The sequence below is a fragment of the Halomonas sp. R57-5 genome (genome assembly GCF_900070345.1).
Lineage (GTDB): Bacteria > Pseudomonadota > Gammaproteobacteria > Pseudomonadales > Halomonadaceae > Vreelandella > Vreelandella ventosae_B.
Map to the genome: position 1 here is coordinate 4,224,068 of NZ_LN813019.1, position 15,420 is coordinate 4,239,487.

The 15,420-nt window shown below is 56.7% G+C and carries 14 protein-coding genes; 6 read left to right on the top strand and 8 right to left on the bottom strand.

Annotated elements, in window-relative coordinates:
- Window positions 1–53 precede the first annotated feature (53 nt).
- Genes HALO_RS19175 through HALO_RS19185 form a run of 3 tightly spaced genes read right to left on the bottom strand, consistent with a single transcriptional unit; the run spans window position 54 to window position 3,646 of the window.
- Window positions 54–2,072 carry a TRAP transporter permease gene (locus HALO_RS19175; RefSeq protein ID WP_035576758.1) on the bottom strand — a complete coding sequence of 673 codons (2,019 nt, stop codon included), beginning with the start codon at window positions 2,070–2,072 and terminating at the stop codon, window positions 54–56.
- A gap of 32 nt (window positions 2,073–2,104) precedes the next feature.
- Window positions 2,105–2,617 carry a DUF1850 domain-containing protein gene (locus HALO_RS19180; RefSeq protein ID WP_050713876.1) on the bottom strand — a complete coding sequence of 171 codons (513 nt, stop codon included), beginning with the start codon at window positions 2,615–2,617 and terminating at the stop codon, window positions 2,105–2,107.
- A 57-nt stretch (window positions 2,618–2,674) separates the two neighbouring features.
- Entirely contained in the window at window positions 2,675–3,646 is a 972-nt protein-coding gene (locus HALO_RS19185) for a TAXI family TRAP transporter solute-binding subunit (RefSeq protein WP_050713877.1), read from the bottom strand.
- A gap of 349 nt (window positions 3,647–3,995) precedes the next feature.
- On the opposite strand from HALO_RS19185, the gene csiR reads away from it, so the two are divergent.
- From csiR to gabT, 6 genes are all read left to right on the top strand, one after another.
- On the top strand, window positions 3,996–4,715 hold the full coding sequence (gene csiR, locus HALO_RS19190) for a DNA-binding transcriptional regulator CsiR (protein WP_045812169.1): 720 nt from the start codon (window positions 3,996–3,998) through the stop codon (window positions 4,713–4,715).
- Between the two features lie 154 nt (window positions 4,716–4,869).
- Window positions 4,870–6,048, top strand: a complete 1,179-nt coding sequence (locus HALO_RS19195; RefSeq protein WP_050713878.1) for an acyl-CoA dehydrogenase — start codon at window positions 4,870–4,872, stop codon at window positions 6,046–6,048.
- 42 nt (window positions 6,049–6,090) lie between these two features.
- Window positions 6,091–7,305 carry a CaiB/BaiF CoA transferase family protein gene (locus HALO_RS19200; RefSeq protein ID WP_050713879.1) on the top strand — a complete coding sequence of 405 codons (1,215 nt, stop codon included), beginning with the start codon at window positions 6,091–6,093 and terminating at the stop codon, window positions 7,303–7,305.
- Between the two features lie 280 nt (window positions 7,306–7,585).
- Window positions 7,586–8,395 (top strand): EAL domain-containing protein, encoded by an 810-nt coding sequence (locus tag HALO_RS19205; RefSeq protein WP_035576743.1) that lies wholly within the window; start codon window positions 7,586–7,588, stop codon window positions 8,393–8,395.
- Window positions 8,382–9,320, top strand: a complete 939-nt coding sequence (locus HALO_RS19210; protein ID WP_035576741.1) for a sensor domain-containing diguanylate cyclase — start codon at window positions 8,382–8,384, stop codon at window positions 9,318–9,320. Before HALO_RS19205 ends, HALO_RS19210 begins: the two co-directional genes overlap by 14 nt.
- A 57-nt stretch (window positions 9,321–9,377) precedes the next feature.
- Window positions 9,378–10,655 carry a 4-aminobutyrate--2-oxoglutarate transaminase gene (gabT, locus tag HALO_RS19215; RefSeq protein ID WP_050713880.1) on the top strand — a complete coding sequence of 426 codons (1,278 nt, stop codon included), beginning with the start codon at window positions 9,378–9,380 and terminating at the stop codon, window positions 10,653–10,655.
- A gap of 48 nt (window positions 10,656–10,703) precedes the next feature.
- Here the strand turns inward: gabT and HALO_RS19220 are convergent, their stop codons facing one another.
- From HALO_RS19220 to HALO_RS19240, 5 genes are all read right to left on the bottom strand, one after another.
- Entirely contained in the window at window positions 10,704–10,952 is a 249-nt protein-coding gene (locus HALO_RS19220) for a YkoF family thiamine/hydroxymethylpyrimidine-binding protein (RefSeq protein WP_035576738.1), read from the bottom strand.
- Between the two features lie 9 nt (window positions 10,953–10,961).
- The gene (locus HALO_RS19225; RefSeq protein ID WP_035576736.1) at window positions 10,962–11,789 is read right to left on the bottom strand and encodes an alpha/beta fold hydrolase; all 828 of its coding nucleotides are present in this window, start codon (window positions 11,787–11,789) and stop codon (window positions 10,962–10,964) included.
- 130 nt (window positions 11,790–11,919) lie between these two features.
- On the bottom strand, window positions 11,920–12,966 hold the full coding sequence (gene dinB / locus HALO_RS19230) for a DNA polymerase IV (protein WP_035576734.1): 1,047 nt from the start codon (window positions 12,964–12,966) through the stop codon (window positions 11,920–11,922).
- Between the two features lie 52 nt (window positions 12,967–13,018).
- Window positions 13,019–14,482 (bottom strand): protein adenylyltransferase SelO, encoded by a 1,464-nt coding sequence (locus HALO_RS19235; protein WP_172821686.1) that lies wholly within the window; start codon window positions 14,480–14,482, stop codon window positions 13,019–13,021.
- Window positions 14,483–14,529: 47 nt separating this feature from the next.
- Window positions 14,530–15,396, bottom strand: a complete 867-nt coding sequence (locus tag HALO_RS19240) for an NAD-dependent protein deacetylase (RefSeq protein WP_035576732.1) — start codon at window positions 15,394–15,396, stop codon at window positions 14,530–14,532.
- Between the last annotated feature and the right edge of the window lie 24 nt (window positions 15,397–15,420).

Sequence of the window (15,420 nt, forward strand, 5' to 3'; positions counted from 1 at the left end):
GGCCTTTTCTGTTACTGGCTACCTTTGGGTCTGTATGTAGGGTCGCCTAACGTTTAACCACTAACGGGTGTCGCCGGCGTTTCGCGCTTACTGGCCAGCCAGTTAGCGCCAATAGCGACGATCATAACCACTACCCCGGCAATTTCAGTCATCAGGTTGGGGTAGAACACGCCAAAAATCGCGGCGGTAATCGCGATGCGCGGTAGCCACGACATTTTGGTAAACAGATAGCCCTCCAGCGCCGCAGCAAAGGCACCTAATGCCAGAATCGCAATCACCCCGTTCCAGATCACCACCGGCACAGGGCCACCAATAATGATTTCGGGATTGAAGACCATAAACAGCGGAATTAAGTAGAGGCCTTTAGCAAATTTCCACGCCTGGAAACTGGTTTCCATCGGTTTACTGCCTGCAATCGCCGCCCCGGCAAAGCCTGCCAAGGCGATGGGCGGCGTCACATTAGAGTCCTGGGAGTACCAGAACACCACCAGGTGCGCGACCAGTAGCGGCACACCGAATTCAGCGGTAAGTGCCGGTCCCACGAGTACGATGAGCACGATATAGCTGGCGGTAACGGGAAGCCCCATCCCCAGCACCAGGCTTGCCAACAGCACCATCACCAGCGCCAACACCAGGTTGCCACCGGAGAAAGCCAGCATCATGGAAGAGAACTTAAGCCCTAAACCGGTCAACCCCACCACGCCAACAATAATCCCAGCTACCGCACAGGCCATGGAAACCGCTACCGCGTTGCGAGCACCGAGTTCCAAGCCCTCGATCAGCTTGGCAAAACCAGCGCGCACCACGTCTTTGACGGCCGATGCGGTCACCGGCTGCCCCTGCCGAGGCGCTACAAAGAAGAACCACAGCACATAGCGCAATACTGCCACTGCCAAAATGGTGACAACTGCGTAGTAGCCAACCCGCATCGGCGACATGCTCATCGCCAACAGCCACACCAGCACGGCCAGCGGCAGCAGGAAGTGCCAGCCATCTTTCATAACCTGACGCATCTGGGGCAACTCGTCTTTGGGCAGGCCCTGCATACCTTGCTTAAGCGCAATGATATGGACGAACAGATAGACCGTGGCGAAATACATAATCGCCGGCAGAATGCTGACTTTGACGATATCCAGGTACGGCGTATTGGTATACTCAGCGATCAAGAACGCCCCGGCGCCCATCAGCGGCGGCATAATCTGCCCGCCGGTCGAGGCCGCGGCTTCGATGCCMCCTGCCTGCTTGGCTTTGTAGCCAAGTTTTTTCATCAACGGAATGGTAAAGGCACCGGTGGTGACCACATTGGCAATCGCGCTGCCGGAAATCGAGCCCATGCCCGCCGAGGCTAATACCGCCGCTTTGGCGGGCCCGCCGCGCTGACGGCCAGTCGCTGCGTAGGCCATATCGATAAAGAACTTGCCCGCCCCGGTACACTCCAAAAAAGCACCGAATAGCACAAAGATAAAGATGTAGGTCGCCGCGACGCCCAGCGGCAGGCCAAAGATGCCCTCTTGCCCCAGGTAGAGCTGACCGGCCACCCGGTCAATGGTGTAGCCACGGTGCTCCAGAATGCCCGGCATCCACTCACCCAGCCACGGCAGCTCACCCCGCGGCCCGGCAAAGGCGTAGACAATGGCCAGTAGGCCGATCACGGTCATCCCAAACCCCACCGCGCGGCGGCTAGCTTCCAGAACGGTCACCGTGGCAATACAGGCAACCAGAATATCGGTGTCATTCCAGAACCCCGCACGGCTAAAGATCTCATCCAGGTTGAGCACTAAATAACCACCGGTCAGCACCGCACCGGCAAAAAACACCAGATCAAGCCCCCAGCCCAATACACCACGCTTACGGGTGGGGCCAAAGGCTGGAAACATTAAAAACGCCAGTATCATGATCAATGCGAGGTGAATGCTGCGCTGATAAAAAAGCCCCAAGGGCTGTATACCGGCTGAATAGAGTTGGAACAGGGAAAGACCCACCGCCACAATGGTGATCGACCACAGCACCATGCGGGGTTGAATCACATTACCGCCCGGCACCACGCTCGACGGTTGCTTGGATTCGCTCATGAAGTCCTCGGAAGCGTTAACTAATGTCGTTTTTATTCACGCAGGGGTGCGTGAGGGGCTATTAGCTGAATGGTCACGCGTTGCCCAGCGGCGTGTTCACTTAGGCTCACCGGCGCATGCTCACCGTCTGGCCACACTACGCGATGGTTGACGGCAGGAGAACCGACCCTCAACACATAACGGTTATTGGCGACAGGCTCGTTAATCGCATTAATCCAGTAGCCGCCCTCACCGTCGGAGACCTGTTCACCACGACCAAAGATATGCCCAAGCCCAGCGGCAAAGTCGGGTTGATGGCTACGCTCCAACTGCATGACACCCGCCGCATTGCGATAGCAGTCCAGTACCGTAAAGTGTTCAACAGAGTGTTGCCACTTAATACACCAGCGACCGCCCGCAGGCACCGTTTCATCCACCAAGGCGTCGCCTTGTTCGGTCMCCACGGCTAAGCGCATAAACGCCGACGCCGAAGCGGGGGAAGCCCCCACTTCGGCGAATGGACAACATGCAATGAGTAGCGCCACCAGTCGTTGCTGCCACTGCATGACAATATCCTTCAATGTCCTGTGGTAGTTACGGACTGTAGTAGTGACGGAGAGTGGTTACGGACGTAGACGATCCGGGATTTCGGCACCCACTTCTTCGAAGTAGCGCAGTGCACCGGGGTGTAACGGCACCGGAGTAGAGTCCATGGTGAACTCAACGGTGGTGTCGTTCGCCGCCGGGTGAACCGCAATCAGCTCGTCAGTATTTTCGAACAGCAGTTGGGTCAACTGGTAAGCCAGCTCTTCATCCATCTCAGAGTTAACAACGAGAACGTTGGGGATACCAATGGTCTGTACAGCTTCATCCATACCGTCATACATACCGGCGGCAAGCTCGTAGGGAGCGAAGACTTCCTCTTCTGCCTGAGCGTTGGCTACTTCTTCATCAGATAGGCTAATCAGGCGAATATCGCGGGTCGCGGCCAGGKTGAGAATCGAGCTGGTAGGCGGCCCAACGCTCCAAAAACCGGCGTCGATATCACCATCGCGAATCGCATCAGCGGTTTCGTTGAAGTTAAGGCGCTGGGGAGTGAAGTCCTCATAGCTGATGCCATTGGCTTCCAGCAAAGCGCGGGCGTTTAGCTCGGTACCGCTACCCGGCGCACCGACGGAAACGCGCTTGCCTTCAAGGTCAGCAATCGTTTCGATATCCGACTCGGCCAGCGTCACCAGCTGAACCGCGTTGGGGTAAACCGAGGCGAGCGCGCGGATGTTTTCAACCTGACGACCTTCAAAGTCATCCGTGCCGTTGTAGGCTTGATAGACCGTATCAGCCAGTGCCAGGGCAAGATCCGCATCGCCGCGCATGATCAGGCCCATGTTCTCAACCGAGGCACCGGTGACTTCGGCGGTCGCTTGAGCGCCTTCGATATGGTTGTTGATCATTTCGGCAAAACCACCGCCGATTGGATAGTAAACGCCGCCAGTACCACCAGTGGCGATAGAAAGCTGTTGGGCGCTTGCCGGGAGCGCGACCGCGAGCATAGATGCAGCAGCGGCTGTGGTGTATAGAGAGCGTAGAGTTCGCATGAGCGTTTCCTCCGTCCTGCTTGGACTTATAGGTATGGTTGACGATAAAGGAAGTGTTGAATCCCCCTGCTTCTGATCGCCATCAACTAGCAACCAGAAGCGGTGGAAGAGAAGTTAGCACGGCTAATGCGTTAGATGCTAATAGGGCGTTATCAGCGCAGCGGCCCCTTTACGTGTTCAACAATGGCGGCATAACAGGTAAGGCCGAGCTAGCTTCCTAAGCGGTTTAAAATAACGAAATCCTGCATAAATGTCTTACCCTATGCCAAATTGTTAATATTTATTGATAATGGCCGTTAATTTTCCGCCACCCCCTTTGTTATTGATTCAGGATAGGAGCCACACTGCTATGGAGCCCGGTTTTAAAGAAGAAAATAGTAGGGAGAAAGACGCACCGCGGCAAAATCTCGCCATCAGCGCTTACCGCCAACTCAAACATGACATTATTCGTGGCCGCTACGCCCCTGAACAAAAGCTGCTAATGAGCCACCTGAAAGAGCAGTACGGCGCCAGCACCGGGCCGCTCCGGGAAGCGCTCTCACAGCTGGTCGCTGATCGTTTAGTCGTGGCCATTAGCCAGCGCGGCTACCGGGTGGCGCCAATGTCGCTGGCCGAACTAAACGATATTTACGACGCCCGGGCCCAGCTTGAAGGGCTGATCCTGAGGTTGGCTATTGAGCGCGGCGACGACGACTGGGAAGCCACCGTGCTGGCCACCGCCCATCGCCTGGCCAAGGTCACCGACATCAATACCCCCGACGACCTGCTCGACCTTTGGGATCAGCGCCATAAAGCCTTCCATACCGCCATCGCCAGCGGCTGCAACTCCCCTCACCTGCTACAAATGCGCAACACCCTGTTTGATCAGGTAGAGCGCTACCGCCACCTATGGCTGCAGGAAACCGTAATGTCGCCCCAGGCGTTGGAGCTCAAGCGTCAGGAGCACGCCGCGCTGGTCGATGTCATTCTGGCTCGCGACACCGCTGAAGCCGACACGCTGATGCGCGACCACTTGATGACCCCGGTGCCGATTATTACCCGCGTCCTTAAGGATCGTGGCATCAGTTAAGCGCTGCGTCGCAAAAATTAAATTCTGCGTTTTAAAAAAATGTAGATATTTTAAAAAAACGGCGATACATTGGCCGTAGACTACTTTGCAACCAATCCATCGCTATCGGTTCTCTATACAACCGATCGAACAAATAAATCGAGGACTCCACGCCATGACACACTTTAACTGGGACGACCCGCTACTGCTGGAACAGCAGCTCACCGATGAAGAGCGCCAGATTCGTGATGCGGCCTACGACTACTGCCAGGAAAACCTTCAGCCCCGCGTACTAACCGCCTTCCGTGAAGAGCGCTTTGACCGCGAGATCATGACCGAAATGGGTGAGCTTGGCCTACTCGGCGCCACCGTTTCCCCCGAGTACGGCGGCGCAGGCGTTAACCACGTCGCTTACGGTTTGATTGCCCGCGAAGTAGAGCGCGTTGACTCCGGCTATCGTTCCGCCATGAGCGTACAGTCGTCGCTGGTGATGTACCCCATAGAGACCTACGGCTCCGAAGAGCAGAAGCAGAAGTTCCTGCCCAAGCTTGCCAGCGGCGAAATGGTCGGCTGTTTTGGTTTGACCGAGCCCGATCACGGCTCTGACCCCGGCAATATGATTACCCGTGCAGAAAAAGTCGACGGCGGCTACCGCCTGACCGGCGCCAAAATGTGGATCACCAACAGTCCGATTGCCGATATCGCGGTGGKTTGGGCAAAGTCAGCGGCCCACGACAACCAGATTAAAGGCTTTATTGTTGAGCGCGGCACTGAAGGCTTCACCACGCCGAAAATCGAAGGCAAGGTCTCGCTACGCGCGTCGATTACCGGCGAAATCGTGCTGGACAACGCCTTCGTTCCCGAAGAGAACCTGCTGCCCAACGTCAGCGGTCTGAAAGGCCCGTTTGGCTGCTTAAATAAGGCGCGCTACGGCATCGCCTGGGGTGTGATGGGCACTGCGGAGTTCTGCTGGCACGCGGCGCGTCAATATACCCTCGACCGCAAGCAGTTTGGCCGCCCGTTGGCTGCCAACCAGTTGATCCAGAAAAAACTTGCCGATATGCAGACCGAGATCACCCTTGGCCTGCAGGCCGCGTTGCAGGTGGGCCGCCTGATGGATAGCGGCAACTGGGCACCGGAAATGGTTTCGCTGATCAAGCGCAACAACTGCGGTAAAGCGCTGGATATCGCTCGCCAGTCCCGGGATATGCACGGTGGCAACGGCGTTTCTGATGAGTACGGCGTGATTCGCCATATGGTCAACCTGGAGTCGGTGAATACCTACGAAGGCACCCATGATGTGCACGCGCTGATTCTGGGTCGCGCGCAGACCGGTATTCAGTCGTTCTTTTAATCACCGCATCTTGACCACTTGTCACTTATTAATGGAGCCTCTATGAGCGAGCTAACCAAACCACTGGCCGGTATTAAAGTACTCGATATTTCCCGGGTGCTGGCCGGGCCTTGGTGCGGACAAATGCTTGCGGACATGGGGGCGGACGTGATTAAGGTCGAGCGACCCGGTAGTGGCGATGACACTCGCCACTGGGGGCCTCCGTGGCTCGCGGGCAGCGAAGAATCAGCGTATTACCTGTGCGCTAATCGGGGCAAACGCTCGGTCACCGTCGATATGGCCAAGCCCGAAGGCCAAGCGGTGATTAAACAGTTGGTCGCTCAATCAGACGTGCTGATAGAGAACTTTAAAGTCGGTGGCCTGAAGCGCTACGGCCTGGATTACGCCAGCTTAAAGGCGTTAAACCCCAGGCTGATTTACTGCTCCATCACCGGCTTTGGCCAGGAGAGCCCCTACGCTCATCGCGCCGGTTACGACTTTATGATCCAAGCCATGGGCGGGATCATGAGCCTGACCGGCAAGCCTGACGACGAGCCCGGCGGCGGCCCGGTAAAAAGCGGCGTCGCGTTTACCGATATCTTCACCGGACTGTATGCCGCCAATGCAGTGCTGGCAGCGCTTTACCAGCGCCGCGACAGCGGTGAGGGCTGCCATATTGATATGGCGCTTATGGATGTTCAGGTGGGCGTGCTTGCCAATCAGGCACTGAATTACCTCMCCTCGGGCAATGTGCCCCAGCGGCTGGGTAACGCCCACCCTAATATCGTGCCTTACCAAGCGTTTGCCACCCAGGACGGCCATATGATCATGGCTGTGGGCAATGACGAGCAGTTCAAGCGTTGCTGTAACGTGCTTTCACTCCCCGCTTTGGCCGAAGACCCACGCTTTGCCACCAACGGCGCCCGAGTCAACCACCGCGCCCTGCTGGCACCCCAGTTGGAAGCAGCATTGGCGCAGCACAGCACCGACCATTGGCTGGCCGCCTTTGAGGCGGTGGGCGTGCCCTGTGGGCCGATTAATACGCTAGATCGGGTGTTTGACGACCCCCATGTGAAAGCCCGTGGACTTAAGCAGACCCTGCCTCATGACCAAGCGGGCCAAGTGGATCTGGTCGCTAATCCAATCCGTTTTAACGGCGCCCAGATGAGTGCCACCACGGCGCCCCCCCACTTAGGCCAGCACACAGAAAGCGTGCTGGAAGAACTCGGTATTAGCTTGGAGCAACGCACTGCGCTTCGCTTAGCGGGCATCATTTAATAGCATCGACTTTCCATCGCATCAATGCGTTACGCTTTTCCCTCTTGAGCGCCTCACCTGGCGCCTTTTTTTGCCGTTAGTACCGACCGGCGGTGCGAGCCTACAGTTGGAGAGCCATTGGCTAGCACTTTACAATAAATATCTATACAATACCTATACAAAACATGCATCAAGATCTAGGCTAACTTCCGTTGAATGCTTCGGCGTAGGCTTTAGGCATTATGCTTGCTAATGCTATGGCGTTAACAGCAACATACGATCCCCATCTCCAGGAGCCGCTATGAGCCAGTGCGCACGCGTCAATGGCCACTGCAAACGCTGTGAAGGCGATTTGCCCTTTGAGTTCACCATGGCCTTTCAGCCCATCGTGGATTTATCGCTGGCTCGAATCGTCACCTACGAAGCGTTGGTGCGTGGGACCCAAGGCGAATCCGCCGGGAGTGTGATTGCCCAAGTTACCGACGATCTGCTCTACCGTTTTGATCAAGCCTGCCGGGTGAAAGCAATAGAGATGGCCAGCGCACTGGATATGCCAACCGATCTCTCGATCAACTTCTTGCCCAACGCCGTTTATGAACCAGAAGCGTGTATACAGGCAACGTTAGACGTTTCCAAACGCGTGGGCTGGCCCACCCATCGGCTTATTTTTGAAATCACCGAAACCGAGCGCGTCCGTGACCGGCAACATCTATGCAATATTATTGATGCGTACCGCTCCATGGGCTTCAAAACGGCGCTTGACGACTTTGGTAATGGGTACGCCAACCTGGACTTACTTACCGAATTGACCCCTGATAAGCTTAAAATCGACCGTGAACTGGTGATGCATTGCGACAGCGATTTTCGCCGCCAAGCGCTGTTAAACGCGATCATCTTACTCGCCCAAGAGCTTGATATGACGCTCATTGCAGAAGGTGTGGAGACCCGCGGTGAAGCTTTATGGCTGGCCCGCGCCGGGGTTGTTCGCCAGCAGGGTTTCTATTTTGCGAAACCCGCGATTAATTCTTTGTGTACTCATATCACCCCGCTATTAATGGGGTTAAAAAGTGAACTAGAAAGCAGTTCAGGAGCGGTGAATGAAAGAGATTAGCCCTGATAAGCTCTATCAGCTTTTTAACCGCTCAAAGCGCAATACTGAAAACGTGATCAAAGCGTCCCCCATCGGGATCTGTATCACGACGCCTTCTGGCCACTTTGAAATGGTCAATCCCGCCTACTGTGAGTTTTATGGTTATCGGCCCGATGAGCTTTTAGGCCAGCACTTCACCATGATGGTGCCAGAAGCGAACCGGGCTATTTTGTCGGCGTTACACGATGAGTTTATTCAAGGCAGCGAAAACCACGAACTGCGCCAAGAGTGGGATGTCATCAACAGAAACGGTGAATTACGTACCATTATTGCCGAAGCTGCGCGCATTGAAGCTGACGATGGCGAGCTGCGCAAAGTCACTTTTGTTATCGATATTACCCAGCGCAAGCAGCTCGAAGAGCGGCTAAAGCAGGCCAATGAACGCCTGGATCATCTTGCCCACCACGATGAACTCACCGAGCTGCTCAATCGCCGTGCGGGTTTGCAGCGTTTAGAGGAAGAGATCAAGCGCTGCGAGCGATATAGCACACCGTTTAGTATCGCCATGTATGATCTGGACGACTTTAAAGCGATTAACGATACCTATGGACACAGCACGGGCGATAGCGTTCTACAGCAGATCACTACCTTAGTGAGCAGCGTACTGCGCGACACCGATTTACACATCCGCCTGGGTGGTGAAGAGTTTTTGATCATTATGCCGGGCGTGAACGCCGAAGAGGCCTATCAGGGAATGGAGCGTGTGCGTAAAAGCGTCGCGCAACAAACCTTTAGCGAGCATCAATTAACGGTGACGCTCTCATCGGGGATTGCCAGCTACGTTGAAGCTTCGGGCACACGGCTACTTGATCGTGCCGATAAAGCTATGTATCAAGCTAAACAAACGGGGCGCAATCGTGTTGTCATTGCCTCGTCATCAATGTAATCAAAGCTATTAAGCACTATGCTGAAAGATCCTCCCTCATCAATTAGGAAGTAAGCCATGAGCAGCAATGCCGAACTGAACGAGCTGAAACATAAATACGTCGCTGCTGGCGCCGCAAGCCCTGCAACGGCGTTCGCCGACCACGCTGAAAACGCTGAAATCTGGGACGCGGACGGCAACCGCTTTATCGACTTTGCGGGCGGCATTGGCGTACTCAACGTAGGACACCGTCACCCTAAAGTGGTCGCGGCGGTAAAAGCCCAGCTCGATAAGCTGATGCACACCTGCCAAACGGTCATGCCTTATGAAGGCTACGTGAAAGTCGCGGAAAAGCTCAGCCACATCGTACCGGTGCGTGGCCATGCCAAAGTCATGCTGGCCAACTCGGGTGCGGAAGCGCTGGAAAATGCGGTCAAGATCGCCCGCGCCGCTACTGGCCGTTCTAACGTTATCTGCTTTGACGGCGGCTACCACGGCCGTACCTTCTTCACCATGGCCATGAACGGCAAGGTAGCCCCTTACCAGAGCGACTTCGGCCCCATGCCGGGCACCGTTTTCCGTGCCCCCTACCCGGTGCCTTACCACGGCGTTAGCGAAGACGAAGCCATTCGCGGCCTGAAGATGACGCTGAAAACCGATGCCAACCCCAAGGATACCGCAGCCATCKYACTCGAGCCGGTACTCGGTGAAGGCGGTTTCTACCCAGCCTCTACCAGCTTCCTGACCAAGATCCGCGAGATCTGCGATGAGCACGGCATTTTGATGATCATCGATGAAGTGCAGTCGGGCTTTGGCCGTACCGGCAAAATGTTTGCCATCGAGCATAGCGGCGTTGAGCCGGACATTATGACCATGGCCAAGAGCATGGCCGACGGCATGCCGATCTCCGCCATTGTGGGTACTGACAAGGTGATGGACGCTTCAGGCCCTAACTCGTTGGGCGGCACCTACACCGGTAGCCCCACCGCCTGTGCGGCGGCGCTAGCGGTCATGGAAGTGTTTGAAGAAGAGAACATTCTGGAGAAGAGCCAGGCCCTGGGCGACAAGCTGGCCAAGCGCTTCAACGTGTGGGCAGACAAGTTTGATTGCATCGACCACGTGCGCAACATGGGCGCCATGGCTGCCTTTGAGCTGGTGTCGAACAAAGCCGACCACACACCTAACCCAGAGCTAGCTGCCGCGCTGTGCAAGAAAGCCCGCGAAGAGGGTTTGATCCTGCTTTCCTGCGGCATGTACGGCAACACCATCCGCTTCCTGATGCCCGTCACCATCCAAGATGACGTGCTCAATGAAGGCCTGGATATTATTGAGTCCTGCCTGGATTCACTGGTGTAACACCATTTGAACCGAAACAAACGCCGCCCAATCGGGCGGCGTTTTGGTTTAACGAGGTCGGCGATCGCCTTCTAGAAAGTTAGCCGTAAAGACCGCTTTGCCATGGGTCTCAAACGACCACTTCATCACATCGCTTAACGCTGCCATTACTTCGTCGAACTCGCCAAACACCTGGGTACTCATGCGATTCGGGTGTACTTCCAATCCCGTTGCCTCAAGGCGTTTCACCACCTCTTTGACCACCGGCTTGAAGCCATCGGCCAGTGGGTAGTAGCTAAGCTGTACGGAAAGATACATAACGCCTCCTTACGCTGTGTTTGAAGACCGACTAGCGTTCGCTAAGCGCTGCCAGGCAGCCAAAATAGCGGCACGTGTCTCATCCGGATGCTCCATGGGGAACATATGCGTACCGGGAACCTCGCTCACCGTTAACCCTTTACGCTTCAAGCGTTTTATCCGTGAAGCGGTCAGCAGGTGGGACTCTTTGCCTGCTACCAGTTCAAGCGGTACGCCCAACCGCTGGGGCAGGCGCGAAAGGTGATCGGGCAGATGGCGGAAAATTTCCACCTCAATACTCGGGTCAAAGGTCAGTTCAGCACTGCCGTCATCTAGTAAGCGCGTCCCTGCTTCAATGTAGTCGTTGAGTGCCTCGGGGGTAAAGCGGCGAAATAGCCCCCTCCTTCCCAGCGAACTCGCCATCGCTTCGCGACTCGGCCAAACAGTGCGCCGTCCCAAGGTTTTACCCGCAGGTGTGACCCGATCAACAAAACCAAACCGCTTGGCGGCTTTCATCGCCCAGGCATCGGTGCCCAGCATCAACGGCGGGTCGAGCATGATCACCCCGCAGAAGCGCTCAGGCTGTTTATCAGCGGCCATGGCCATTAAGGTGCCACCCAATGAGTGCCCCACGCCCAGCAGCGGCGTATTCGTCTCGGGTAGGTAGCTCAGCAGCTCATCCACCAAGTTGCCCCAGTTATGATTAACGGGGTAGTCAGGGTGGTGACCCAGGCGATCCAGAGGATGCAGATCAAAGGTCTCTGCCAGTGGGTTCAGCAGGCTGCGATAGCTTAAGCCCGGAAAACCATTGGCATGGGCAAACACTAAACGGGGACGTTGGGCAGCATTAGCAGACATGGCAAGGCTCGCGCGTTAAAAAGGCAGGAAGACAGCTAGTGTGAAACATGATTATTTACGCCGCCTATCATACATCTGTTTTAACGCGCTCCTGCATGAGCGTCAATCGACAAAAGGATTAACAGGCTAATTAAAACAGCGACAGCTGGTGTTCTTGGCTGTTTTCCGCCAGCCGATACCCCACGCCAAGCAGACGCACGGGACGCTCGCCCCTGGCCCAACCAACGTTAAGCAAGGTTTCAAACTGTTCAAGGTTGGGCGCTGGGTCGGCGTGCTCGACGGTGGTTTGGGTAAAATCGCTAAACTTCACTTTGACGATTAGCCCGCGCACCGCCAAGGGCGGATCAAGCCGAGCGTAGCGACGCTCTAAATCCTCGATCAGCGCCGGTAGCTCTCTACGGCAGGCATCCAGGGTGGGTAGATCCTGAGAATAGGTTTGCTCGGTACTAATCGACTTACGCTCCCGGTGGGTTTTTACCGGGCGTTCGTCGCGCCCCCAACTCAGCTCATGCAGCCGCCGCCCAAAACGGCCAAAGTGCTCGACCAGGTCGGTTAGCGTGCGGGTACGCAGGTCAGCGCAGGTGTGAATATCCAGCCCCGCCAGTTTCTCAGCCGTGCGGGGCCCTACCCCGTGGATTTTCTTGACCGGCAACTGTTGTACGAAGCTATCGACCTTATCCGGCGTAATCACGCACAGGCCGTCAGGTTTGTTCCAGTCGCTGGCAATTTTGGCCAGAAACTTGTTGGGCGCTACGCCCGCCGAAACGGTGATTCCCACTTCGCGGCTGACCCGTTCGCGGATCGCTTCGGCCATGAGTGTCGCGCTGCCGTGATGCTGGGTGACCTCCGAGACATCCAGGAAGGCCTCATCCAGGGAGAGCGGTTCAATCAGTTCAGTCACATCGCGATAAATGGCGAAGACCTGCCGGGCGACCACTTTGTATTTGGCCATATCGCCGCGAATCACGGTGAGATGCGGGCAACGCTTAAGCGCTTGCCCCATGGGCATTGCCGAATGAATTCCAAACTCACGAGCAGGGTAGTTACAAGTAGCGACCACCCCGCGCTGCTCGACGCTGCCGCCAATGGCAATGGGGATATCCCGCAGCGCAGGGTTATCACGCATTTCCACGGCGGCGTAAAAGCAATCACAGTCGCAGTGAATGATTTTGCGCACTGGCTACCCTTTTACCTGTAAAAAATCACAGTTTATCACAGGGATTAGCTTTTTATGTGCCGCAGAAGGTTCTTAGCACCTGCTCATTTTCCGTCGCAGGCGCTGCCAAACGACGCGCCTCAACCGACTCATCAAACGGCTTGGTCACCACCGCGAGAAGGGTATGGAAAGGCGCAAAATCACCGTCGTAAGCGGCATCAATGACCTCTTGAACCCGGTGGTTGCGGGGAATAATCACCGGGTTGGCGCTTCGCATGGCAGTAAAGCGCTCGACATCTTGATTGGCCACCTGCGCTTGCTGCCAAGTATCCAGCCACGCAGCTAGCTCATTCGGCTGGGTAGTCAGCGCCAGCAGCGCGTCACGCCCCTCAGCGCCCGGCGAGGCGGCGTACTGGGTCAGCGCGTCGAAGGTAGCGGTCATATCCATCCGCCCCTGATGCATATGGCTTTCCAGCGCTTCCATCAGCGGCACTGCCTGATCGCTGTCTGCTGCAAGGCCAAGTTTATCGGCGTGCAGGCGGTGCTGTTCGGCGCTGAACAATGGCTCAAAGCGGCGGATGGCAGCAGTGGCCTGCTCCMCCAACGCGTCGCCTTCCTCACGCATTAACGGCAGCAGCGTTTCGGCAAAGCGGGCCAGATTCCACTGGGCGATCGCTGGCTGGTTGGCAAAGGCGTAGCGGCGGCCTTGATCGATGGAGCTGTACACCTTCTGCGGGTCGAACTGCTCCATAAAGGCGCAGGGGCCGTAATCGATGGTTTCACCGGCGATGCTGCAGTTATCGGTATTCATCACGCCGTGGATAAAGCCAACGCTGATCCAGCGGGCAATCAACACCGCCTGGCGGTCTACCACCGCTTCCAGCAGCGCCATATAGGGATCTTCTGCGTTGGCGGCATCCGGGTAATGGCGCGCAATCACATGATCTACCAGGGCTTTGAGCAATGCTTCATCCCGTTGCGCAGCGGCAAACTGAAAAGTGCCTACTCGAACATGACTGCTGGCCACGCGGGTAAACACCGCTCCGGGCTCTGCCATCTGCCGCACCACCCGCTCGCCGCTGGTCACCGCGGCCAGAGCGCGGGTGGTGGGAATGCCCATCGCGGCCATAAACTCGCTGACCAAGTACTCACGCAGCACCGGCCCTAACGGCGAACGGCCATCGCCACCGCGGGAAAACGGCGTGCGGCCGCTGCCTTTTAGCTGCACATCGCGGCGAACGCCATTCTGATCGATCACTTCGCCCAGCAGCAGCGCACGGCCATCGCCCAGTTGCGGCACAAAGTTGCCGAACTGATGCCCGGCGTAACCTAAAGCGCCCGGCTTGGCATCCGGCATGGGCTGGTTACCGCTAAACCAATCGGCAAGCGTTGTAGAGTCAGGTATCTCTTTGGCCCCTAGCTCATGGGCAAGCGGCGCATTGAACGCAATCAGCTCCGGGCTGGCCACCGGCGTTGCTTGGGTGGCGACCCAAAGGGGTTCAGGCAAGGTGGAATAGAGATGTTCGAATGGCAGCACGATAGGCTCCGCTATTGATGGCGATATCTACCTAATACCCTAGCACTTTAGTCAAGTAAACGCCGCTGCAAACAGCTCACAGCCTGCTCGAGCACCGGCGTCAACGGCGCCCGCCACTGGTGGGTCAATAGCGCATCTGCCCGGGTGACGCCGAGGGAGAGCGATGCTAGCGGGATGCCCCGCTCATGGGCGGCACGGCAGAAACGGTAGCCGGAAAACACCATCAACGACGTGCCCACAGCCAGCACCGCCTCCGACTCGGCTAATGCTACCTGCGCTGCCAGCCGCCGTTCGGCAGGCACCACATCGCCGTAAAACACTACGTCAGGCTTCAGGATGCCGCTGCAGCGCGGGCAGTCGAAAATACGAAAGGTGCTGAAGTCAGTTTCCAGGTCAGCATCGCCATCCGGAGCGTGCCCCGCCTGCAAACCAGTAAAGGTTGGATTCATACACGCCATTTCGGCATGCATGGCGTGGCGCATCATTTGATAGTCGCACACCATGCACTTCACCATGTCCGCTCGACCATGGAGGTCGATCACCCGGCGGGAACCGGCGCGCTGATGTAGGCGGTCAACGTTTTGAGTCACCAACTGCTGGATATAACCCTGGGACTCCAGCGCGGCCAACGCGCGGTGGGCGCCGCTGGCTTGGGCTTCGCGCATGGCGCTAAAACCGATCAGCGCGCGGGCCCAGTAGCGCTGGCGAACGTGATGAGAACTCATGAAGTCGCCATGCTGCACTGGGGGTGGCCGCTTCCACTGGCCATCCGCATCGCGATAATCGGGAATACCGCTGTCGGTACTCACACCGGCACCGGTAATCACCCACAGTTTTGGGTGCCGCTGAATAAAATCAGCCAGTTCCTCGCCCGCCTGGGCAACGCTTTCTGCAATTTCCACGGCCTGCGTCAATCGTTCACCTCTAGGCAATGTGGC